General features: G+C 69.4%; 14 protein-coding genes. 4 read left to right on the top strand and 10 right to left on the bottom strand.

The annotated features are described in order from the left end of the window. Positions 1-30 precede the first annotated feature (30 nt). The 7 genes from BM252_RS19630 to BM252_RS19600 form a co-directional block, all read right to left on the bottom strand. Positions 31-2,496 carry a TonB-dependent receptor plug domain-containing protein gene (locus BM252_RS19630; protein ID WP_093389373.1) on the bottom strand — a complete coding sequence of 822 codons (2,466 nt, stop codon included), beginning with the start codon at positions 2,494-2,496 and terminating at the stop codon, positions 31-33. A gap of 64 nt (positions 2,497-2,560) precedes the next feature. Further along, positions 2,561-3,070: a c-type cytochrome gene (locus BM252_RS31755; RefSeq protein ID WP_245774347.1), complete on the bottom strand. Its 510-nt coding sequence runs from the start codon at positions 3,068-3,070 to the stop codon at positions 2,561-2,563. Then, entirely contained in the window at positions 3,067-4,656 is a 1,590-nt protein-coding gene (locus BM252_RS19620; RefSeq protein ID WP_093389372.1) for a flavin monoamine oxidase family protein, read from the bottom strand. The genes BM252_RS31755 and BM252_RS19620 overlap by 4 nt, the downstream gene beginning before the upstream one ends. A gap of 532 nt (positions 4,657-5,188) precedes the next feature. Continuing rightward, positions 5,189-7,024 carry a helix-turn-helix domain-containing protein gene (locus BM252_RS19615; RefSeq protein WP_139236633.1) on the bottom strand — a complete coding sequence of 612 codons (1,836 nt, stop codon included), beginning with the start codon at positions 7,022-7,024 and terminating at the stop codon, positions 5,189-5,191. Between the two features lie 300 nt (positions 7,025-7,324). Continuing rightward, complete coding sequence (locus BM252_RS19610) at positions 7,325-9,583, bottom strand: DEAD/DEAH box helicase (RefSeq protein WP_093389370.1); 2,259 nt, start codon at positions 9,581-9,583, stop codon at positions 7,325-7,327. A 227-nt stretch (positions 9,584-9,810) separates the two neighbouring features. After that, positions 9,811-10,182, bottom strand: a complete 372-nt coding sequence (locus BM252_RS19605; RefSeq protein ID WP_093389369.1) for a hypothetical protein — start codon at positions 10,180-10,182, stop codon at positions 9,811-9,813. A 131-nt stretch (positions 10,183-10,313) separates the two neighbouring features. After that, positions 10,314-11,123: an SDR family oxidoreductase gene (locus tag BM252_RS19600; RefSeq protein WP_093389368.1), complete on the bottom strand. Its 810-nt coding sequence runs from the start codon at positions 11,121-11,123 to the stop codon at positions 10,314-10,316. Positions 11,124-11,443: 320 nt separating this feature from the next. Here BM252_RS19600 and BM252_RS19595 point away from each other — a divergent pair, with 320 nt between their 5' ends. Further along, positions 11,444-13,072, top strand: a complete 1,629-nt coding sequence (locus BM252_RS19595) for a M28 family peptidase (protein ID WP_093389367.1) — start codon at positions 11,444-11,446, stop codon at positions 13,070-13,072. Positions 13,073-13,112: 40 nt separating this feature from the next. Here the strand turns inward: BM252_RS19595 and BM252_RS19590 are convergent, their stop codons facing one another. Together BM252_RS19590 and BM252_RS19585 are read right to left on the bottom strand one after the other, a co-directional pair. Then, positions 13,113-13,523 carry an SRPBCC family protein gene (locus BM252_RS19590; protein ID WP_093389366.1) on the bottom strand — a complete coding sequence of 137 codons (411 nt, stop codon included), beginning with the start codon at positions 13,521-13,523 and terminating at the stop codon, positions 13,113-13,115. Between the two features lie 70 nt (positions 13,524-13,593). Then, entirely contained in the window at positions 13,594-16,515 is a 2,922-nt protein-coding gene (locus tag BM252_RS19585) for a bifunctional diguanylate cyclase/phosphodiesterase (protein WP_093389365.1), read from the bottom strand. A gap of 172 nt (positions 16,516-16,687) precedes the next feature. On the opposite strand from BM252_RS19585, the gene BM252_RS19580 reads away from it, so the two are divergent. Both BM252_RS19580 and BM252_RS19575 read left to right on the top strand, forming a co-directional pair. Further along, entirely contained in the window at positions 16,688-19,861 is a 3,174-nt protein-coding gene (locus BM252_RS19580) for a DUF6701 domain-containing protein (protein WP_139236631.1), read from the top strand. A gap of 75 nt (positions 19,862-19,936) precedes the next feature. Further along, positions 19,937-20,638, top strand: coding sequence for a dienelactone hydrolase family protein (locus BM252_RS19575; RefSeq protein WP_093389363.1), 702 nt, complete (start codon positions 19,937-19,939; stop codon positions 20,636-20,638). A 42-nt stretch (positions 20,639-20,680) separates the two neighbouring features. Here BM252_RS19575 and BM252_RS19570 read toward each other — a convergent pair whose 3' ends face one another. Continuing rightward, positions 20,681-21,178, bottom strand: coding sequence for a DUF3016 domain-containing protein (locus BM252_RS19570; protein ID WP_093389362.1), 498 nt, complete (start codon positions 21,176-21,178; stop codon positions 20,681-20,683). Positions 21,179-21,397: 219 nt separating this feature from the next. On the opposite strand from BM252_RS19570, the gene BM252_RS19565 reads away from it, so the two are divergent. Further along, a complete protein-coding gene (locus BM252_RS19565; protein ID WP_093389361.1) occupies positions 21,398-23,371 on the top strand; it encodes a PhoX family protein in 1,974 nt (657 codons plus the stop codon). The last annotated feature ends 223 nt before the right edge of the window (positions 23,372-23,594 follow it).

Genomic DNA, 23,594 nt, shown 5'->3' with positions numbered 1-23,594 from the left:
TGGGCGCGGTCCCCTCCCCCCACGACGCGGCTAGAACTTGTAGTTGGCGCGCGCGTAGTAGTAGCCGCCGTTGATACCGAACGGCGAGAACGACGGGTAGACCGACACCGCCGCGTTGTCCAGCCCGGCGCGCTGCTCGCTGAGCAGCTTGGCGTTCTTCTGGTTCGGGTACTGGTTGAACAGGTTGTTGGCGCCCAGCGCCAGGCTCCACGCGCTGTTGAGCTTGTAGCCCAGCTCCAGGTCGGTGATCGCCTTGGTCGAGATCTGCGTCTGGTAGTAGTCGGTGCCGGCCTCGTTGAGCTCCATCTCGGACGACTTGCCGTAGATGGTCTCGCGCAGGTTGATGGTCCAGGCGCCTATCCTCCACAACGCGCCCAGGTTGACGCGCATCTTGGGCGAGGCCGTCTCCAGGTCGGAGATGGCGGCCGGGTCGAGCAGCGTTTGCGGCTGCAACTGGAGCGGCGCCTGGTTCACCTTGGTCACCTTGACCTGGTTGTAGTTGGCCGCCACCGACCAGTCGACCTTGCCGCCCCTGCCGAAGTTGCTCGACAAGGTGCTGACGAACTCCAGCCCCCGGCTGCGCGTGTTGACGGCGTTGGAGAAGATGTTGATGCCGGTCTGCGACACGGTCGGGTCGAGCACGTTGCCGTTGGCCAGGATCGCCGCCACCACCGCCGGCGAGTTGACCGCGTTGCCCGAGCCGAACACCTGGCCGCTGCCGACGATGCGGTCGCGGATGGTGATCTGGTAGGCGTCCAGCGTCATGGTCAGGTTGCGCGCCGGGTTCAGCACCAGGCCGAGCGACAGGTTGGTCGAGCGCTCCGGCTTGAGGCCGTTGATGCCGACCAGCGCGGCGCCGGCCGAGTTCGGCGCCAGCTGGACGAAGGCGCTGCGCGGCGACACGTTGGTGGCCGAGTAGTAGGACTCGGCCAGGGTCGGCGCGCGGAAGCCGTTGCTGAAGGTGCCGCGCAGGCCGACGTCGGGCGTGAAGTCGTAGCGGCTGGTCAGCTTGCCGACCTTGGCGTTGCCGAAGTCGCTGAAGTGCTCGTAGCGGGCGGCGAAGTCGAGCAGCCAGTCCTTCACCGGCGAGGCGCTGAAGTCGACATACGCCGCCTGGTTGGTGCGGCGGTGGCTGCCGGCGTCGGTCAGCGAAAAGCCGGGGTAGGACTGCGAGCCCTCCTTGTAGCGCGCGGCGGCGTCGCCGGCGACGATCTCGTACTTGTCGACGCGGTGCTCGAGGCCCATCGCCACGTTGAGCGGCGAACTCCAGCCGACGGCGAACTCGCGGCTGCCCTCGAGCGAGGTGGTCAGCTGGCTGGCGATGAACTCGCCGGCGCTGAACACGGTCGGCGTGTAGCCGGTGTCGGCGAACAGCGAGACGTTGGCCGAGCCGGTCACGCCGATCTTGCTGGTGTCGTTGCCGTAGGTGCTGCTCAGGTCCAGGTTCCAGCCGGCCAGCTTGCCCTTGACGCCGGCGGTGAGCGCGTAGTCCTGCTGCTTGAGCGTCTCCTTCGGCGAGAAGCCCAGCGGATAGATCGCCGGCAGGCGGTTCGGCATGCGGTAGTTCTCGAAGGCGCTGGCGTCCTTCTTGCCGAAGGTGGCGATGGCGTAGACCGACGTGTCGTCGTCGATCTCCAGGCCGAAGTTGGCGGCCAGGACGTTCAGATGGTACTGCGCGTCGCCCGAGATGTGGTTGACATTGGGGTAGCCGGGCGTCTGGAACAGTAGCGGCATGGCCTTCAGGTTGGCCGGGTCGTTGACGCGCGGGTCGATGCCGCCACGGTCGCTGTGGCCGTGGTACTTCGACTCGGCGGTGATGCTCAGGTAGGCCTTGTCGAACGGCGCCAGGCCGATGTTGACCGAGCCGCTGCCGGTGCGGCCGCCGCCGTCCGGATAGCCGCCGCCGGTGACGCTGGCGGTGCCGCCACGGCTGTTGGACTTGAGGATGATGTTGATGACGCCGGCGATGGCGTCGGAGCCGTACTGCGCCGCCGCGCCGTCCTGCAGCACCTCGATGTGGTCGATCGCCGCCACCGGGATGTAGTTCAAATCGGCCGCCGCGCCGCCCTGGTAGGGGCCGCCCAGCACGGCCAGGTTGGCGGTGCCGTGGCGCCGTTTGCCGTTGATCAGCACCAGCGTGTTGTTCGGGCTCAGGCCGCGCAGCCGCGCCGACAGGGTCAGGTTGGCGGTGTCGCCGCCGACCGCCTGGGCGGTGAACGAGGGCAGGTTCTGCGCCAGCGCCTGGATCAGGTCGGGCTGGCCGGTGCGCTGCAGCGAGGCCGAGTCCAGCACCTGGATCGGCGAGGCGCTGTTCTCCACTTTGAGGCCGCTGGCGCGGGTGCCGGTGACGATCACCGCGCTGACGGCGGCGCTGGCCACGCTCGCCTCGGTGGCCGTGGCGGCGGGCGCCGCCGGCGCCTCGTCGGGCGCCGCGCATGCCAGCCCGGATTGCAGCAACATCACGGCGGCGCCGGATTTCAGTAAGGCCTTATGCATAGTTTTCCTCGTCAAAATGAACCATCAAAAAGTAGTGCCCGGAGAAGTGCGCGCTGTGTGCGGCTCAGTGTTTGTTGGACATCTGGCCGTTGTTGTAGTGGTCGACCTGCAGCGCGTCGCGCTGCGCCAGCACCTCGGCCTCGGCCAGCGGCGCGCCGGTGTTGCCCCAGTTGGAGCGCACGAAGCTGAGCACGGCGGCGATGTCGCGGTCGCTCAGGCTGTCGCTGAAGTCGGGCATGCCGCCGCGCCCCTTCAACAGCACGGCGGCCACCTCGCCGGCGCGGCCCTGCACGAAGGCGTTGCCGGCCAGCGCGGGGAAGGCGCCGGGGATGCCGCGCCCGCTGGCCTGGTGGCAGGCGGCGCAGTTCTTCATGAACAGCGCCTTGCCGTCGGCCGGCCGGGGTGGTGTTGGCGTCGCTGCCTGCGTCGCTGCCTGCGTCGCTGTCTGCGTCGCTGTCTGCGTCGCTGTCTGCGTCGGAGTTTTCTCCGCCGCTTGCGCCGAGGCGCCCGCCGCGCCGGCGCAGCCGGCCGCCAGCAGCAGCGCGGCGATCAGGGAATGCTGGCGGCGGCTCATGCCCCGGCCCTTTCGTGCAGCTGGGCGATCTGCTGCCAGGCCGACTCGATGGCGCCGGCCTGCCAGCCGGTCAGGTGGCTCATGTGTTCGCCGGCCAGCAGCACCCTGCCCTCGCCCTCCAGCAGCAGCGGATAGGCGCTGGCGCGGTTCTTCTCGTTCCACTCGGCCCAGCCGCCCAGGCTGTACTGCACGCGGTGCCAGGCCACCGAGAAGGCCGCCTCGAACGAGGCGCGGTAGGCCGGGAAGATCTGCTGGCCGGCGGCGAGCGCGAACTCGGCGCGCTCGGCCGGCGTCAACGCGCTCATTTCGATGGCGGCGGTTTGGTAGTTGTAATAACCGAGGAGCACGCCCTTTTTCTTCTGCCATCCGGTAGAAGGCAGGGAGATTGTATTGATCCCTTGCAGATCGGTGAGTACGTGGCCGCCATAGATGTGATCCTCCTCTTCCCAAAAACGCCGCTTCATTTGCAGACCGATCTTGCCCACCGGCGCGTAGGCCACCGCCTTGACCGCCTGCTTGAATTTGTCGGAAAAATCCGTGTCGATATTGCGCAGCACCGACAAGGGAATCGTGCAGAGGCAGTAGTCGGCGGCCAGCTTGCCGGCCTTGCCGCTGCGCGTGTCCTTGAAGGTGACGCTGACGCCAGCCGCGTCCTGGCGGATGCTCGTCACCTCGGTCTGGTAGCGCACCTTTTTGCCGATCCGCTTTTCGAAGGCCTTGGCCAGTTGGTCCATGCCGCCGACCGGCTGGAACATGGTGTTCTGCATCGGGAAGTCCTGCACCGCGCTGTACACCTTGCCCACCTTGGACGCCAGCAGCTGCTTGAAGCCGAGCGGGTCGGACGGCGTGCCGGCGCCGGGCAGCTGGCCGGCGCCGGGGTTGACGCTGAAGCCGCGCCCGCTGCGGCCCTTGTACCGCAGGTCGGCGCCGGCCAGCTGGCCCTCGTGCGCCAGATAGTCGAGCAGCAGGTGCTGGTCGTCGGCGCTCAGCTCGGCGTCGAGCTGGTGGTTCTTGACCGACTTGGCCAGCAGCTCGGCGGTGTGGCCGCGCAGATCGGCCTTCAGCGCGGCCGGACGCAGGCGCTGCCTCGACAGCGGGCCGGCGTCCTCCAGGTAGACGATGGAGTGGTCGTTATCGTTGACCATCACCTCCAGCGGCACCTCGAACAGGCGGGTGTAGTGCAGCGTCGACTGGTGGTGGTAGGGGATGCGCCAGGGGCCGTGGTTGATGTACTCGCCCCGGTCGAACTGGCAGGTCTGCGCCTCGCCGCCCAGCTCCTGCAGGGTGAAGCCCTGGCGCGCCGTCTGGCAGCGCCCCCCGGCGAAGGCGCGCGCCTCGATGATCTGGCAGTCGTAGCCCAGCTTGCCCAGCTCGAAGGCGGCGGTCATGCCGGCCAGGCCGGCGCCCAGGATCAGCACGCGCTTGCCCTTGCCGCTACCGCTCAACTGCGGCGGCGCGGCGGCCGTGGAGGCGATGCCCATGCCCCAGGCGTTCATGGTGTTGAGCAGCAGTCCGGTGCCGCCGACGGCGGCGGCGCGGTACAAAAAATCCCTGCGGGTGAACGACGTCTTGTTTGCACTATCCATCTGCTTCCTCACATTGAGTTGCCGAAAAATCCGTGGGACAACTGCTGATCCCATAAGCCTTCTCTAGCAATCGCTGTGCCACAAACTCACAAAAACTAACAGGTCGCTGGTTATTCTTGGTTGGTAAAATAAACTAGCTTCCTGCTAGCCAGGGGCGCAGAAAACAAAGTCGTTTCCCTGCGCCGGCTTGGCGCTGCGGGCCGGCGCTGCCGCGCGCGGCGACATGGCCGGCAGCGACAATCTTTATTTAACCGCCACAGACTTTGTTTTTCCGCCGCGCGGCGACGCTTGCGCGCGCCTTCAGGGGTGCCCGGCGGCCGCGCGGCCGTGAGCGATTGATGCACCGCACCATGGCGATGCACGCACTGAAAAAATGGCAGGGGATGTGCACATTGTCGGACAGCGTGCACGGGATTCGGAAAACGCTGGATAGGCGGGGAAAAGGACTGCAGCGGGAGGGGCGGGAAAATGCGGCAAGCGTGGGACGCACAGGCAGGCGCGCCGGCCAAGCCGGCGCCGGTGATGCTCGCGCTTAGCCGGCGGCGAGCAGCGGCAGATCGGCGCCGCGCGCCGGCTGGCGCGGCGAGCGCTGCTCGGCCACCTCCGCCGCAGCATGCGCCGGCGCCGCGTCGCCAAGCAGTGGATGGCAGGCGTGGAATTGCATCGGTGCGGCGGCGTCGAGCAGATAGACCAGCTCGAGGTCGCTCGGGTCGCAGGCCAGCCGCACTTGCCATCGGCCGCGTTGGCGCGCGCGCTCGAACCAGCGCTGTTCGATGGCGCGGGCGCAGGTGTACAGCCGGCCGCGCAGCAGGATGCCGTCGGCCGTCACGCTGGCCGTCGCCAGCGGCAGCAGGCAACAGCGCAGCAGCTGCTCGGGATAGCTCTTCAGGCCGGCGCCGCGATGGCGCAGGCCCCAATCCCACAGCGCGCGCGGCGCCGGCGCGTCCTTGCGCGCCGCCCCGCCACGGCGGTTGTGGTGCAGTACCGCCTCGAGCACGACGCGGTTGAACTGGCGCAGATCGAGCACGCCGTCGAGCCGGTTGGCGCCGCCCTCCTCGCCCGGCGCCAGCAGCTTGAAACGGCGCGCCAGCGTGGCCTTCCAGTCGGCCGGGCCGTCGGCCACCGGCCGGCAGCGCACGTTGAAGTTGTGCAGCAGCGTGTCGTCGTTCCAGCCGGCGCCCAGCGCCGATTGCACCAGCAAGGTCTCCGGCAAGTGCCACACCGGCCACTCGGCGGCGTCGATGGCGCGGCCCAGGCCGGCGCAGTAGCGCTGCTTGTCGGCGCCGCAGTTGGCCAGGGCCAGCATGGCGCCGTCCCAGCCGGCCGGCTCAAGGCTGGCGTAGACGCCGGCGACCATGCCGCTGAAGCAGTCGCTCACCACATACAACAGCGGCCGGCCCGCCAACACCGTGCGGTCGGCGCGCGACACCAGGAGCAGCTCGGCGCGCACCGCCTCGACGTAGTAGCTGGCGCCGGGCCGGCCGGGTGCCGCCGCCAAGTCCGCCGGCGGCGCCGTGCCGTCGGCATCGGCGTCGGCGACGGACAAGGGCGCGTGGCCGGCGTCGGCCTTGCCGACGCGCGGGCGCAGCTGCGGCGGCCGGTCGTCGTCCTGCTCCAGCCAGTAGTTGAACTGGCCGAAGCTGGGCAGCACCGCGATGGTCGCGCCGGCCGGCAGCACGCGGCCGCTGTCGAGGTCAATGCGGCGGCCGTCGAAGAAGTCGCGCAGCATGGCGCGGTAGGCGCCCCGGCGCGAGAATTTGGCGTGCTCGGCGGCGTACAGCGCCGTCGCCACGCGGAACACGCGGCGCAGCGCCAGGTCGGCGTTCAGGCCTGGATCGGCGCCGGCCTTGCGCGGCCGGCCGCGCTTGACGCCTTCCGAGGCGGCCCGCTCCTTGCCGCGTCCGCCGGAGTTGGCGTAGTCGGGCAGCAGCGCGTTGGGCGTCTGGCCGCGTTGCCAGTAGCGCCGCAGGTAGCGGTAGATGGTGGGATGCGACACGCCGTGCAGCGCGGTGGCCTCGGCGATCAGCTGGCCGCGCAGGCGCGCCAGGAAAATGGCCGGCTCGCGCCGCGTCAAGCCCTCGACGACGCGCCAGGCCTGCTCGCGCAGTTGCAGGTGTTTGGCCGGCAGCAGCTCGGGCTGCGCCACCACCAGATAGGGGTCGTCGGCCAGCACCACGGCGCGGCCGGCGCGCACGTCGTCGGCCAGCCGGGCCAGCGCGACCGGTTCCACCTCGGCCGAGGTGGCGGCGACGTCGAACACATAGCCGTGGCGCTGCTCGGCGTCTATCCACAGCAGGCGCACGGTGCGCGCCGGCGGCGCGGCGTAGCGCAGCAGGTCGTTGCGGCGCAAGGTCAGCGGCGCCGGCATCAGCGGCAATTCCTCAACATGTTCATATCACGAGCTCCAATGGTGGGAACGGCGCGCCGCAACGCGGCGGCACGGTCATCGATGCCTGTTTTCGGGGAATATGAACTTGACGATGCAATAAGCGGGCCAGCGGCCCGCGCGGCCGCCGCCCCCTGCGCCGGGCGGCGGCACGCCTGCGCGCGCGCCGGAACGGCCTTGTTGTGGTGCGGCGCGGCCGCCGGCGCACCGCCGCCGTGCGCCGGCGACGGTCGAAAAAAAGGGAGCCGAAGCTCCCTTTCTATTTAGCCGACCGACGCGCGATCAATACGACTTCGGTCCCTTGGACTTGAACTTGTCGCTCTTGGCGCCAGGTGCGGGCTTTTTCGGCGGGGTCGCTTTGGCCGACTCCGGCGGCATCTTGTCGGCGTGGCTGATGCGCAGCTGCTGGCCGCCCACCCACACTTTGCCCAGGTGCTGGAAGACGTCGTCCGGCATGCCGGCCGGCAGTTCCAACATGCTGTAGCTGTCGAAGATCTCGATGCGGCCGATGTGCTTGGCCTCCAGGCCCGCCTCGTTGGCGATGGCGCCGACGATGTTGCTAGGCGTGGCGGCCTGGTCGCTGCCCACCTCGATGCGGAAGGCGGTCATCGGCAGCAGGGCCTTGCCCGGCTTTTCCTTTTTCTTCTTCGGTGCGGCGTCGAAGTCGGTCGGCTCGACCTGGACGGCCTTGGCCAGCGGCGAGGCGGCTGGACGCGGCGCGGCCGGTGCGGCGGCGGCGCGCGGCGCGGCGGCCGGCGCGGCGAAGCTGCGCTGCGACGGCACGGCGGCGGCCGGTGCCGCGCTAGGCGTTTCGCCGTCGCGGCTGATGCGCAGCAGCTGGCCGGCGACCTTGATCGCGCCCAGGTGCTCCATCACGTCGCTCGGCAGGTCGTTCGGCATGTCGAGTACGCTGTAGTCGTCGTAGATCTCGATGCGGCCGATGTTCTTCGAGTCGATGCCGCCCTCGTTGGCGATGGCGCCGACGATGTTGCCCGGCTTGACGCCGTGCTGGTAGCCGACTTCGATGCGGAAGGTCTGCATGCCTGGATCGGCGGCGCGCACGATGCGCTCTTTTTTAGGGAAACGCTCGCTGCGGTCCGGACGGTCGCCGCGATCGCCACGATCGCCACGATCGAAGCGGTCGCCGCGCTCTGGACGGTCGAAGCTGGCCTGGCGCACAGGACGCTCTTCCCACTGGGCGGCGCTGGCGGCCTGCTGCTTTTTGTCCAGCAGCAGAGGCACGTCGCCGCGCGCCATCTTGGCCAGCGCGGCGGCGATCTCGATCGCCGGGATGTTCTGTTCGCGCTCGAAGTCCTCGATCAGCGACTGGAACTGTTCCAGCTCGCCCAGCGCCAGCGTGTCGCTGATCTGCGATTTGAACTTGGCGATGCGGACGTCGTTGACGGCCTGGATCGACGGCAGTTCGAGCATGCTGATCGGCTGGCGGGTCGAGCGTTCGATCGCCTTCAGCAGGTTTTTCTCGCGCGGGGTGATGAACAGGATCGCCTCGCCGCTGCGGCCGGCGCGGCCGGTGCGGCCGATGCGGTGGGTGTAGCTTTCCGGATCATGCGGCACGTCGTAGTTGACCACGTGGCTGATGCGTTCGACGTCCAGGCCGCGCGCGGCCACGTCGGTCGCCACCAGGATGTCGATCTTGCCGTCCTTGAGCTGCTGGATGGTGCGCTCGCGCTGCGCCTGCTGGATGTCGCCGTTGATGGCGGCGGCGGAGAAGCCGCGCGCCTGCAGCTTGCTGGCCAGTTCCTCGGTGCCCAGCTTGGTGCGCGAGAAGATGATCATGCCGTCGAAGTTCTCGGCCTCGAGGATGCGGGTCAGCGCGTCGAGCTTGTGCATGCCCGACACCAGCCAGTAGCGCTGGCGGATGTTCTCGGCGGTGCCGGTCTTGGCGGCCACCGTGATTTCCTTCGGGTTGCGCAGGTAGGTGTTGGCGATGCGGCGGATGGCCGACGGCATGGTGGCCGAGAACAGCGCGGTTTGGCGCGAGTCCGGGGTCTCCTGCAGGATGCGTTCGACGTCGTCGATGAAGCCCATGCGCAGCATCTCGTCGGCCTCGTCGAGCACCAGCGTTTTCAGCTTGGACAGGTCGAGCGAACCCTTGTCGAGGTGGTCGATGACGCGGCCCGGGGTACCGACCACGACGTGCACGCCACGGCGCAGCGCCGACAGTTGCGGGCCGTAGCTCTGGCCGCCGTAGATCGGCAGCACGTGGAAGCCGGGGATGTGCGCGGCGTAGGTCTGGAAGGCCTCGGCCACCTGAATCGCCAGTTCGCGGGTCGGCGCCAGCACCAGCGCCTGCGGCGAGGTTTGCTTGATGTCGATGCGCGACAGGATCGGCAGCGCGAAGGCGGCGGTTTTGCCGGTGCCGGTTTGCGCCTGGCCGAGCACGTCCAGGTTGTCCAGCAGCAGAGGGATGGTCGCGGCCTGGATCGGCGACGGCGACTCGTAGCCGACATCCTTCAGGGCCTTGATGAGCGGCTCGCTGAGGTTGAGGTCGGAGAAAAGGGAAATGGGTGTTTCAGACATGGCGTCACTCACAAGTATGTTCGAATCGCCTAATTGCGAAAGAAATTTGTGCGTAGTTTACTCTCTCCCGGCCAAACAGGCGCAAAGTTCGCCAGAAAACGCCGTTTTTCCGCCTATTTTGCTATCAAAACAGCAGAATTGGCAGGTCGACACCGCTCGCCGAGCCCGCCACAAGAAAAAACAGGGACCCTCGCGGGACCCTGTCTGCTCGATTCACAAGCGCTGGATTACTTGGCTGGAGCGGCTGCCGGTGCGGCTTTGGCTTCGGCGCTGGCGGCTTCGGCGTGGGCCTTGGCCTTGGCTTTCTTGGCCTTGCTGTGCGCCTTCACCTTGGCGACCTTCTCGTCGGCCTTGGCGCCGGCCACGTCTTCCTTGGCGCTGGCGACGGTCTTGGCTTCTTTCGCCTCGGCGTTCACCACGGCTTTGGTTTCCTTGGCGTCGGCCTTGGCCACAGCCTTGGTCTCCTTGGCCTGGGCCTTGGCCACGGCCGGGGTGCTGGCGGCCGGTGCGCTGGCGGCCGGTGCGCTGGCGGCTGGCGCTTGAGCGAAGGCGGCGGTGGCGAACAGGGAGGCGATCAGGGTAGCGATGATTTTGCTCATGGTGGTAATCCTTGTCTGTTGTTGAGTGGCCGGGACAATTCCCGTGTCATGAGCGAAAAACGCGGCCCACAGGGACCGCGTTGACGAGGCTTACATCCGCTTACCGAGTCTTACATCCGCTTACAACTGGCTCAGGCCTGCGGTTTGACGTCGTCCTTCAGCGCCGCCAGCGCCATGTTCTCCACCAGGCCGGGGGCGATCAGCTTGAGCCAGCGTCCCAGCTTGCCCTTGGCCGACATCACCACCTCGCGCCGGCGCGCCTGCATGCCGGCGATGATCAAGCCGGCGCACTGCTCCACCGACATGGCCTTGTCCTCCTTCAGGCTGCTGCTGCCCAGCGCGCCGCCGGCGGCGTTGAAGCCGCGGTGGCGGATCTGCGTCGCCACCACGCCGGGGTAGGCGATGGTGACGCTGACGCCGGCCGGCTTGAGCTCGGCGCGCAGGCCCTCGAAGAAGCCGGCCATGGCGAACTTGCTGGCGTTGTAGGCGGTGCGGCCGGGCACGCCGATCAGGCCGGCCAGCGAGGAGACCGCGACGATGCTGCCGCGCGACTGCTTCAAGTAGGGCAGCGCGGCGTGGGTGCACCAGACGCTGCCCCACAGGTTGATGCGCATCAGCTCCTCGTACCAGCCCAGGTCCCGCACCTCCTCGAACAGCGCGTGGGCCGAGCGGCCGGCGTTGTTGACCAGCGCGTCGATGCGGCCGAAGCGCGCCACCGTGGCGGCGACCAGCGCCACGCACTGCGCCTGCACCGACACGTCGGTCGGCACCACCAACGTCTGCGCGCCGGCGGCGGCGCAGTCGGCGGCGACCCGCTGCAGCAGTTCCAGATTGCGCGCCGCCAGCACCAGCGCCACGCCGGCGCCGTGGCGGCGCGCCAGCTGGCGCGCCATTTCGGCGCCGATGCCGTCCGAACTTCCCGTGATGACGATGACGCGCATGCTCTCCCCCGTGTCGAATAATGATCGTCCGATGCTACCCGAATCGCCCGCGGCGGTGCGGATTATCGGTTTCTTCACATTCTGATTGGATGGCGAGCCGAACCCCTCCAGCAGAGGGGTCTGACCCCGAAAGGGGTCAGACCCCGGCTTCCGCGTCCCGGGGTAGGGGTGAAGAACGGCGGGTGGCCAGGGCGCCCGACAAGCGGCCCGAATGCAGTAATATAGGCGCGCCACCACGGTCACGGCACCGGGGCGGCAATCGACAAACCCGTCGCGGCCCCGTCGGCCGCCGTTCGCCAACCACACATCTCGGAGTCCCCATGCGCCCTTCCCTGTTAGCCCTCGCCGTCGGCCTGACCCTGTCCAGCAGCGCCGTCCTGGCCCAGCAAGCCCCCGCGCTGAGCGAGGCGCCGCTGCGCGCCCACCTGTCGCTGCTGGCCGACGACCTGTTCGAGGGACGCGGCACCGGCCAGCGCGGCGGCGATTTGGCGGTGCGCTACCTGGAGACCCAGGCGGCGCTGATCGGCCTCAAGCCGCTGCTGGCCGGCGGCTACCGCCAGGCGGTGCGCATCGAGGGCAGCAAGCTGCTGGCCGGCAGCGCGGTCACCTTCCAGGCCGGCCGCCAAAGCATCACGCCGCTGCCCGGCAAGGAGATCGTCTTCGGCACCGCCGGCGGCAAGAGCGACGTGCGGCTCGACGCGCCGCTGGTCTTCGTCGGCTACGGCGTGCGCGCCGAGGAGGAGCGCTGGGACGACTACAAGGGCGTCGACCTGAAGGGCAAGATCCTGGTCATGATGGTCAACGACCCGCAGCCGACCGAGGCCGAGCCGAACCGCTTCGCCGGCAAGGCCTACACCTACTACGGCCGCTGGCTGTACAAGTTCGAGGAGGCGGTGCGCCAGGGCGCCGCCGGCGTGCTGCTGATCCACACCACGGCCTCGGCCAGCTACCCGTGGAGCGTGCCGGCCAACGGCTTCAGCCACGAGCGCTTCCACCTGGCCGGCGCCGGCAACCCGCTCGAGGGCTGGCTGCAGGAGGACGCCGCGCGCGCCCTGTTCGCCGCCGCCGGCCACGACCTCGACGCCATGCGGGCGCGCGCCGAAACGCGCGAGTTCACCCCGGTCGAACTGAACATCGCCGTGCACGCCGAGCTGCGCAGCACCATCCGCCAGGTCGAGCAGTTCAACGTGCTCGGCGTGGTGCCCGGCAGCGACGCCAGGCTGAAACACGAGGCGGTGGTGTACTCGGCGCACTGGGACCACCTCGGCATGGACGAGGGCACGCGGCGCGACGACGCCAGCGACCACACCTGGAACGGCGCCATCGACAACGCCTCCGGCGCGGCGGCGCTGCTGGCCATGGCCGCCGAGGCGGTCAAGCGCCCGGCCAAGCGCAGCCAGATCTTCCTGTGGCCGGCGGCCGAGGAGCAGGGCCTGCTGGGTAGCGCGGCCTATGTGGCGCGGCCGGCCTGGCCGCTGAAGGACACCCTGGCCGACCTGAACCTGGACAGCATGAACTTCGTCGGCAAGACGCGCGACATCGGCGTCGCCGGCGCCGAGCGCAGCAGCCTGTACGCCAGCGCCGGCCTGGTGGCCAAGAAGATGGGGCTGAAGCTGGCGCCGACCATTCCCGACCTGTCGGGCGCCTACTTCCGCGCCGACCACTTCAACTTCGCCAAGGCCGGCGTGCCGGCCTTCAACGTCGGCTCGGCGGTGTTCTCCGGCGACGGCCACTTCGACTTCGTCGACGCGCCGCAAAAGTCGGCCGCCCGCCTGGTCGCCTTCAAGAACGACTACCACCAGGTCAGCGACGAGTACCACGCCGACTGGGACTTGAGCGGCATGCTGCAGCAGGCCCAGTTCACCCTCAACCTGGGCTACGCGCTGGCCAACGGCGCGACCCGGCCGAGCTGGAAGGCGGGCGACGCCTTCGGCAAGGTCAAGCGCTGAATAGCTGAGTGAGTAGCCGAAGAGCCGAGGCGCGCCCGCCTCAGGCGCCGAGCGCGCGCTTGAGGTCGTCCAGGCCGCCCTGGTAGATCTGCCGCAGCGCGGCGCCGATGCGCTCCTCGTCCTCGGCCGCCGCGTAGAAGGTGCTCGACCATTCGACCAGGCAGCCGGCCTCGCCGGGGCCGACCTGCACGGTGGCCTGGTAGTTGGTCACCGGCAGTGGCGAGGCGACGATCGAGTAGCTGTAGCGCCGCTCCTGTTCGGAGAAGCTCTCCAAGCGCTCGACGATGATGGCGCCGTCGGACGCCTCCAGGCGGCGCACGCGGCCGCCCTCGTGCAGCGTGCTGTTGCGGATCGAGCGGCACCAGTCGGGCATGCCGTTGAAACCGCCGACCATCTGCCAGACGCGGTCGGCCGAGGCGGCCAGCTGGATTGAAACCGATATTTTCGACATGCTTTTTCCCCCACTTCACTTCACCGGCCGGGCCGGGCCGGACTTGCCGCGCGGCCCGCCGGCGCCAACCTTAGCACGATTCGGCCACCGTGGCCGCACCGTCCGCCGCCGCGCCGCCGCCCCGTTGGGCGCGCGCCTCGTCGGCCAGCAGCAGCTGCTCGAAGGCGGCGGCGTCGACCGGCCGGCCGAAGTGGTAGCCCTGCATCTGGCGGCAGCCGTGGCGGCGTAAAAAATCGACCTGGTCCTGCGTCTCGACACCCTCCGAGATCACCTCCAGCTTCAAGTTGGCGGCCAGCGCGATGATGGTGGCGACGATGGCGGCGTCGTCCGGGTCGACCGCCAGGTCGCGCACGAAGGTCTGGTCGATCTTCAGCACGTCGACCTCGAAGCGCTTCAGGTGGGCCAGGCTGGAGTAGCCGGTGCCGAAATCGTCGATGGCCAGCTGCACGCCGAGCTGCTTGAGCTGGTGCATCATGCCGATGGCGTGCTCGACGTCCTGCATCAGGAAGCTCTCGGTCAGCTCCAGCTCCAGGCAGCGCGGCGCCAGGCCGGTCTCGGCGAGCAGCTCGGCCACCGTCTGCACGAAGCCCGGCGCGGCCAGCTGGCGCGCCGAGACGTTGACGGCGATGCGCAGCCCGGCGCGGCCGCCGCGCTGCCATTCGAGCAGCTGCAGGCAGGCCGTGCGCAGCACCCAGGCGCCGATCGGCAGGATCAGGCCGGTCTCCTCGGCCAGGCCGATGAAGCGGCTCGGCGCCACCATGCCCAGCTCCGGGTGCTGCCAGCGGATCAGCGCCTCCATGCCGAAGATGCGGCCGCCGAGCACGTCGATCTGCGGCTGGTAGTGCAGCACGAACTCGCGCCGCTCCAGCGCGCTGCGCAGCGCCCCCTCGATGCGCAGGCGCTCGCCGAGCTGCTCGTTCATGGCGGCGGTGAAGAACTGGTAGTTGTTGCGGCCCAGCTCCTTGGCGCGGTGCATGGCGATGTCGGCCCGCTCGAGCAGCTGCGCCGGCTCGCCGCCGTCGGCCGGGTAGACCGCCACGCCGGCGCTGCAGGTGACGAACAGCTGCTGGCCGTCGACCACCAGCGGCGCGGCCAGCGCGGCCAGCAGGCGCTGCACCTCGTCGCCGCGCGGACAGCCGGCGCCCTGCTCGGGCAGCAGCAACAGCACGAACTCGTCGCCGCCGAGGCGCGCCACCGTGTCGACCGGGCGCACGCCGGCCAGCAGGCGCTCGGCGACCGCCTGCAGCAGGCGGTCGCCGCCCTGGTGGCCGAGGCGGCCGTTGACGAACTTGAAGTGGTCGAGGTCGAGCGAGACCACCCACAGCGTCTCGCCCTTGGGCGCCGCCAGGTGCAGGCTCTGGCGCAGGCGGTCCTTCATCAGCGCGCGGTTGGGCAGGCCGGTCAGGGCGTCGTGGGTGGCCTGGTGGTGCAGCTCGCTCTCGTAGGCCTTGACGGCGCTGATGTCGTGCTGGATCGAGACGAAGTGGTGGATGGCGCCGTCGGCCTCGCGCACCGGCGAGATGTAGATGTCGTTCCAGAACATGGCGCCGTCCTTGCGGTAGTTGCGCACCACGGCGTGGCCGTCGCGCTGCTCGCGGATGGCGGCGCGGATCTCGGCGGCGCCCTGCTGCTCCAGGTCGTAGCCGTGCAGCAGGCGCGGGCTCTTGCCCAGCACCTCGGCGGCGCTGTAGCCGGTGATGCGCTCGAAGGCCGGGTTGACGTAGACGATGGGGTTGTGCGGCGCCGCCGCCGTGATGACGACGGCGTTGGTGCTCGACTCGATGGCGCGCTCGCGCAGCAGCAGCGTCTGGTTGAGCCGCTTCAGCTGGACGGTGCGCAGCTCGACGCGGCGCTGGATGTGGCGGTTGCGCCAGACCAGCGCCTGCACCAGCGCGGCGCCCAGCAGGCTGAGCACCAGGCCCAGCGCCAGCGTGGCCAGCGAGGCCAGGTGGTCGGCGGCGGCCCAGCGCGGGCTGGCCCAGCCGACCAGCAGCCAGGGCTTGCCGGCCAGGTCGAGGCGCTGCACGGAACGCGCCGCCGGCGCCGGGTACAACCAGCGCAGCGGCGCCGCCGGCGCCGGCTCGGCCGCGGCGATCTCCTCGAACACCAGGCTGGCGGCGTCCTCGCGGTCGGCGGCGTAGACCCGCTGGTTGACGCCGGGCGCGCCGAGCAGGCCGGCGGCGGTGTAGATCTTGCGCACCAGGTCGTTGGGGCGCAGGACGATGTTGGTCTCGCCCTCGAGCGCGCTGCGGCGCGCCGCCACGTCGGCCAGCACGGCGCCGTAGCGGTACACCGGCATCGAGACGATCACGCCGACCCGCGGCGCCGGCCCCTGCGCCAGCTCGATCAGCGCGCCGGCCAGCGGCAGGCCGGTGTCGTAGGCGCGCTCGCGCGAGACGTTGCCGGCCTGCGGATAGGCGGTGTCGAGGCCGAAGGCGGCCTCGTTGCCGGCCGCCGGCTCGATGTAGTCGATCACCCAGTAGCTGCTGCGCTGGCCGGCCGCCACGGCGCGGCCGTCGCGCATCTCGGTCATGGCCCGGCCCGGCAGGCGCGCGGCCAGCCCGGCCTCGAAGGCCGGCCGCTGCGCCTGCGGCAGGTAGCGCGCGTAGCTGATGCCGTAGGTGTAGGGGTAGCGCTCGAGGATGGGCTGGACGAACAGGCGGAACTGCTGGCGCGTCACCTGCGGCGCGCTGGCGAACAGCTGGTTGACGGCGCGCAGGCCGGCGATGGCGTTGTTGACGCCCTCCTGCAGCGCCTGCAGGCGGGCGCGGGCGCGCTGCTCGAAGGCCAGCGCCAGCTTGTCCTGCTCGAGCTGGCGGGCGCCGCAGAACAGGGCGGCGGTGGCGCCCAGGCCGCACAGCAGCGCCAGCGCCACCGGCGCCAGCAGCACCGGCCGGCTGCGCGTCGGCGCCGCGGACGGCGCCGCCGCCTCGGGCGCGGACGCCGGCGCGGCGGTGGCGGTGGAGTCGGGGGAAATGGTCGGAGCGGCCATGGTCGAAGCCAAGTCAAAGCAAAAGGTTAGCACGGATCGGGCGCGGCGCCGGGGCCGGCGGCGGCGGCGGCGGCCCCGGCGCCGCGATTTTCCCCGGCGGCGTGTTGGAAATGCCACACGGCAAGGGAAATGAATGGGCCTATAATTCACCCAGGCATTCCTAGGTGACTCCATGACAATTTCCCTTTCGCGCCGGGCGGCGCTGACACTGCGCTTGGCCCTGCTGCTGGCGCTGGCCTGGCTGGCCGGGCCGGCGCGCGCCGGAGGGTCGCCGGCGCCGAGCGACATCGTCTTCAACGGCGCCGCCGTCACCGGCTGCAGCTATGCGGCGGCCAGCCAGACCTACAGCTGCGCCGCGCTGAACAACTACGACTATTTCACCATCCCCAGCGGCTACACGGTCAGCCTGGCCAGCTCGATGAGCTTCGACTACAACCAGCGCCTGACGATGAGCGGCACGGCGCGGCTGCAGAGCAGCGGCAGCCTGGACATCGGCGACATCAACCCCAGCAACCTGAAAATAACCGGCGGCAGCCTGGCCGCCGGCGCCAACTTCAAGATCGGCTCGCAGGCGCAGACCATCGTCGCCGACGTCACGGCCGGCAGCCTGACCATCGGCAGCGGCTCGGCCACCAAGATCACCGGCTCGCTGACGGCCACCAAGATCGCCGGCTCGGCCACGGCCACCGGCGCGGTCAACCTGGCCTCCCACGTCACCATCATCGGGCCGATCTCCGGCGCCGTCGTCGACACTAACTCGCCGGTCGACCTGACCGGCAACATCACCGCCAGCGTGTCGTTCGCGCTGGCCTCGGGCAGCGACCTGGTCGGCAACATCAACGCGCCCACCGTCGTCATCGAGGCCTCCTCGACCACGGTGAAGGGCAACATCGCCGCCAGCACCAAGCTCACCGTCGAGTCCGGCAACACGGTCACCGGCGCCGTCAGCGGCGGCGACCTGAAGATCAACGCCGCCAACAGCGTCATCAACGGCAACGTGACGATGACCGGCGACGTCGACATCGGCTCGAGCGGCACCATCAACGGCGACCTGGTGGCGCGCAACGTGGTCACGCAAAGCTCCGAGGCCTTCATCAGCGGCAACGCCCTGGTCAACGCCATCACGTTGAACTGGCACGGCCGGGTCGGCAAGGTGATCAGCTGCAGCGGGGCCGGCGCCTCCGGTTGCAGCTGCGTCACCAACAACAGCGGCTACCCGACCAACGGCAGCGCGCCCGGCCCGGTGTGCGGACCGGCGCCGCCGTCCGGCCCGCACCACATCCAGATCAGCCACCCCGGCAGCGGCCTGACATGCCAGCCGCAGACGGTGGCGCTGACCGCCTGCGCCAACGCCGCGTGCACGCCGCCGCACTACAGCGCCAGCACCGCCGTCACGCTCAGCCCGGGCGGCGCCACCTTCACCATCAGCGGCGGCGTCAACAACGCCGCCAGCGTCAAGCAGGGCACGGCCGGCACGGCCACTCTGGCCGCCACCCCGGCCGGGCTCGGCACCGTCTGCGTCAACAGCGGCGCCAACAACAGCAGTTGCGCGATGCAGTTCTCCGACATCGGCTTGAGCCTGAGCGTGCCCGACCACATCGCCGACACGCCGCAGACCTTGGCGGTCAGCGCGCTGCAAAAGGTCGGCAACAACCCGTCCTGCGTGCCGCTGTTCGCCGGCCTGTCGCGCAGCATCAACTTCAACTGCGGCTACACCAACCCGGCCGCCGCCAACGCCGCGCCGGTGCCGCTGCTGCTGGGCGGCGTGCCCCTGGCCGCCAACACCAGCTCGGCCTGCAGCGCCGCCGGGCAGAATCTGACGCTGGCGTTCAACGCCAACGGCCAGGCCAGCACCCCGCTGCAGTACGCCGAGGCCGGCCAGCTCGGCATCAACGCCAAGTACGCGCCGAGCAGCGGCAGCGACGCCGGCATGGTCGTCACCGGCAGCACCAGCGTCAAGGTGGCGCCGGAGAAGTTCCTCTTCACGGTGACGCAGAAGGCCGCGCCGAACAAGCTCAACCCGGCCGCCGCCAACGCCGCCGGCGCCGCCTTCATCAAGGCCGGCGAGGCCTTCACCGCGACCCTGTCGGCGGTCAACCACAACGGCAAGGTGACCAGCAACTTCGGCAAGGAGAGCGCGGCGGAAAGCTACACGCTCAAGCAGATGCTGGTCGCGCCCGACCCGCTCAGCTACCCCGCCGCGCAAAACCCCGCCCTGGGCAGCAACTTCGGCGCCATGAGCAACGGCGTCGCCACGCTCGCCTCGGCCAGCTGGAACGCGGTCGGCATCTTCAGCCTGACAGCCAAGCTGGTCAATCCCAGCGGCTACCTGGGCGCCGGCGCCGCCAACTTCACCACCAGCGGCAGCGTCAACGTCGGCCGCTTCATCCCCGACCACTTCAACGTCTTCCTCGCCGCCCCCGTCAAGGGCGTGCCGATGTGCGCCAACCCGGCCAACTGCGCGGCCAACGAGGTGCCCACGGTCTACTCGCACCAGCCCTTCGCCGTCAGCCTGGAGGCCTACGGCGGCGCGGCGCTCGACGACAGCGCCAACCTGATGACGAACTACCAGGGCGCGCTGGCCAAGAAGGTCGACTTCAGCGGCTGGCTGGCGGCCGGTTCGCTGGCGCCGGCCGACAAGAACCCGCCGACCACGCCGGGCGGCGCCGGCCGCGTCGACGACGGCATCGCCGCCGGCGTCGAGCCGGTCAGCCCCGGCGCCGGCGTGTTCAGCGGCGGCCGGGCCAGCACCACGCTGAGCTACAAGTTCTCCTCGATCGACCCGGCGCAGAAGAGCAAGCTGTCGGCGCCGACCACGCTCTACCTGCGCGCCGCCGACAGCGACCTGGCCAGCTCGGCGCGCGGCGCCGCCTCGCGCGAGCCGGCCCTGCGCGTGCTCAGCGGCCGCCTGCAGGTGGGCCACGGCTACGGCTCGGAGAGCTCGCCGATGCCGCTGACGCTGCGCGCCCAGTACTGGACCGGCGCGAACTACGTCTACAACCGCCTGGACAACAACCAGACCGGCTACACGCTGGGCACCCTCAGCTTCGCCAACTGCCAGGGCAAGCTGCAACTGGCCAACGGTGACTGCAACATCGCCTTGCTGGGCCTGCAGGGTTCGCAGGTACTGCGCTTCACCAGCGGCGACGCCAGGGTGATGCTGCGCGCGCCCGGCAAGGACAAGAGCGGCGCCGTCGACATCTCGATCAGCGACGCCAACAACCCGATCCGCGACGGCGACGCCAGCCACCTCAACGTCCTGCCCTTCCTGCCCAGCGTGCCCGGCCACATCGTGTTCGGCGTCTACCGCAGCGGCCCGGTGCTGTATCTGCGCGAGGTGTACTGAGGCGAACGGAGCGCCGCGACGGCGCGGCCCCATCTGCGGTAGCATGGACGTTCTTTCCAACCGCGAGGACCGACCATGCCGACCAGCAGCCAATGGCTCACCATCAACTCACCCGACGGCCCCTTCCAGGCCTACCTGGCGCTGCCGCACGGCGGCCGGGGCGGCCCCGGCATCGTGCTGCTGCAGGAAATCTTCGGGGTTAACGAGCACATCCGCGCGGTGGCCGACCAGTACGCCGCCGACGGCTACGTGGTGCTGGCGCCCGACCTGTTCTGGCGCCAGGGTCCGCGCATCGAGCTGGGCTACGCCGACGCCGACTGGCAGCGCGCCGTCGCGCTGATGAACGCCTGCGACGTGGCGCTGGCCCGCGCCGACATCGCGCTGGCCGCCGCCGCGCTACGCGCCCGCCCCGGCGTCGGCGCCAACATCGCCGCGCTCGGCTTCTGCTTCGGTGGCCGCCTGTCCTTCCTGGCCGCCTGCGACGGCGTGGTCGACGCCGCCGTGGCCTACTACGGCGGCGGTATCCACAACTGCCTGGAGCAGGCGGCGCGCCTGGCCGTGCCGCTGCAGCTGCACTTCGGCGCCGAGGACAGCCACATCCCCGCCGCCGCCGTGAAGAACATCGCCGAGCGCTTCGCCGCCAACGAGGACGTCGAGATCCACCTCTACCCGCAGGCCGAGCACGGCTTCAACTGCGACCACCGCGCCGGCTACCAGCAGCGCGCCGCCGCCCAGGCGCACGGCAACAGCCTGCTGTTCCTCGCCGAACGGCTGTAACGGGCGGCGCCCGCTGCGCCACGAGCGGCGCCGGCACGCCGCCTAGCCGCGGGCGGGCGGCGCGAAGCGCTTGGCGAACCACTCGTCGAGCATCTGCTTCTCGTAGCGCAGCGCGTCGTCACCGCCATAGCGGCTGATGCGGTCCTGGTAGTTCATATTGCTCAGCTCGTCGTCGCCGCTGCGCAGCACCTGGCCGCCGGCCTCCAGCGTGTAGCGCAGGTGCAGGCGGGGCCAGTCGGCGCCGCCGTTCATCACGCGGATCTCGTCGCCGCCACGGCGCGGATACATGCGGCCGGCCAGGTCGACGTCGAGCACCTCGACCTTCAGGGTCTGGCCGGCCGGCAACTGGCGGCCCAGCTTGGCGAGATGCTCGGACAACTGCTTAAGCACGCGCTCGCGCTCGACCGGCGAAAACGGCACGTCGCTGAAACGCTCCGGCTCGACATAATGGATGTTGACGTCGGCGCGCGCGCCGGCGCCGGCCAACAAGGCCCACAGCAGCAGCGGCGCGCCCAACAGGGTTGATGTAATGGTGCGCATGGCATCCTCCTCTTCGTCGATAACAAAACCAGCGTCCCAATATAGCGCGTTTCGCCACGCCGGGCCGGAACCGACGCGCTTTGTTACCAATGTCACGAAGATGTCATATGGGCAAACTATTATCTCGCTCGTCGAGGTGCGCCACCACCTCGCATGAAGCCGCCAGCCGACGCCGCGCGGCACATGACATGGCCAACACTAACCCAGGATTACCTTCCCATGAGCGAGTCTCTCGATCTGTCCCGCCGCCGTATGATCAAATTCCTGTCCGGCGCGCCTCTGCTGCCGCTGGCCGGCGCGAGCGGCGCTTCCTATCTGCTGGCCGGCTGCGGCGGCGATTCCGCCACGGCCGCGGCCGTCGTGCCGCCAACGACCCCGGTCACGCTGAGCTCGGTAACCTTCTCGCCGATGAGCGCCCCAGGCCTGGCCAACGCCGCCCAGATGGCCACCACCACCGTCGGCTCGGCCCTGTCGGCCACCTTCAGCGACGGCTCCAAGCAAAGCTTCGCGCTGAAATATGAAACCTTCTTCGTCACCGGCGCCCAAGTGCCGGACGGCAAAGGCGGCACCACCCTGTCGGGCGGCTTCTACGACATCAACAACAAGCCGATCGTCGACGTCACCGAGCCGAACAAGCGCCATTTCTTCTCCGACTGCCCGGACGGCACCTCGCTGCTGAAACTGGACGCGCCGAGCGTCGCCGGCGTCAAGGGCAACACCGTGTTCGCCGTGGTGCAGTTCGAATACGCCACCCGCAACGTCAAGGGCGACTCGATGTACGGCATGCTGCCGTCGCCGATCGCCGTGCTGACGCTGGACCAGGACAAGACCACCGGCGCGCTGACCCTGGTCAAGTACCACAACGTCGACACCAGCCCGGCCAACGGCCTGTGGATCACCTGCGGCGCCAGCCGCTCGCCGTGGAACACCCACCTGTCGAGCGAAGAGTACGAACCGGACGCCACCGTCATCGAGAAGAACAGCCAGTTCGCCGCCTTCAGCGCGAACCTGTACGGCGACGCCGCCAAGGCCAACCCCTACCACTACGGCCACATGCCGGAGATCACCGTCAACCCGGACGGCACCGGCAGCTGCAAGAAGCACTACTGCATGGGCCGCATCTCGCACGAGCTGGTCCAGGTCATGCCCGACGAGCGCACCGCGCTGATGGGCGACGACGCCACCAACGGCGGCCTGTTCATGTTCATCGCCGACAAGGCGCGCGACCTGTCCTCGGGCACCCTGTACGTCGCCAAGTGGGCGCAGAAGACGGCCGACAACGGCGGCTCGGCCGACCTGACCTGGATCAAGTTGGGCAGCGCCACCAGCGCCGAGATCAAGGCCCTGGCCGACACCCTCAAGGCGGCCGACATCGTCAGCGCCAAGACCGCCGACCCGGCCGATGCCAGCTACACCAAGATCCCCTTCGGCGGCAAGTCGAACTGGGTCAAGTTCGCGCCGGGCAAGGAGAAGGCCGCCGCCTTCCTGGAAACCCACCGCTACGCCGCCTTCAAGGGCGGCAGCCTGGGCTTCACCAAGATGGAAGGCACCACCGTCAACGTCAAGGACAAGATCGCCTACTCGGCCATGGCCTACATCAGCGGCGCCATGAAGGACGGCTCCGGCGGCATCTCGATCAAGGGCCCGAACGCCGGCGTCGTCTACGCGCTGAACCTGAAGGGCGGCCAGAAGGACGTCGGCGGCAGCGCCATCGACTCCGACTGGGTACCGGTCGACATGGCCGCCGTGCCGGCCCTGGTCGGCGAGGACCTGGCCAAGCCCGACGCGCTGGGCAACCTGGCCCACGCCGACAAGGTCGCCAACCCGGACAACATCAAGTTCTCCGAGAAGCTGCGCACCCTGTTCATCGGCGAGGATAGCGGCCTGCACGTCAACAACTTCCTGTGGGCCTACAACGTCGACACCAAGGTGCTGACCCGCCTGATGTCGGCCCCGGCCGGCGCCGAGTCGACCGGCCTGCACGCGGTCGACGACATCAACGGCTTCGCCTACATCATGAGCAACTTCCAGCACGTCGGCGACTGGGAGGTGAGCAAGGACGCCAGCGGCAAGGTCACCGGCGGCCTGCACTCGAAGGTGGTCGAGACCCTCGATCCGCTGGTGCGCGCCAACTACCGCGACCGCTTCGGCGCCGCCGTCGGCTACCTGACCGGCCTGCCGACGCTGAAGTAAGCTAGACCACGGGCGGGGCGCCAGCCGCCCCTCCCCGCCAGGCGCCCCCGCCTGCGCCCGCGCCGAGCCGTCGCTCGCCGCGGGCTTTTTTACGTCCGTACGGCAAAATCTTTTGCTTCACGATAGCAATCTTTCCAAAAACGAAGTATTGTTACTTCTGCCCGCATGTTGCAAAATTAATTAGCTTAAACGATATGAAAGTGTTGTCGCACGGCCCCATTCC

Origin of the sequence: Rugamonas rubra (genome assembly GCF_900114705.1) — a bacterium.
Classification (GTDB): domain Bacteria; phylum Pseudomonadota; class Gammaproteobacteria; order Burkholderiales; family Burkholderiaceae_D; genus Rugamonas; species Rugamonas rubra.
The sequence above is the reverse complement of the archived record's forward strand: the minus strand, read 5'-3'. Positions and strand labels throughout refer to the sequence as shown.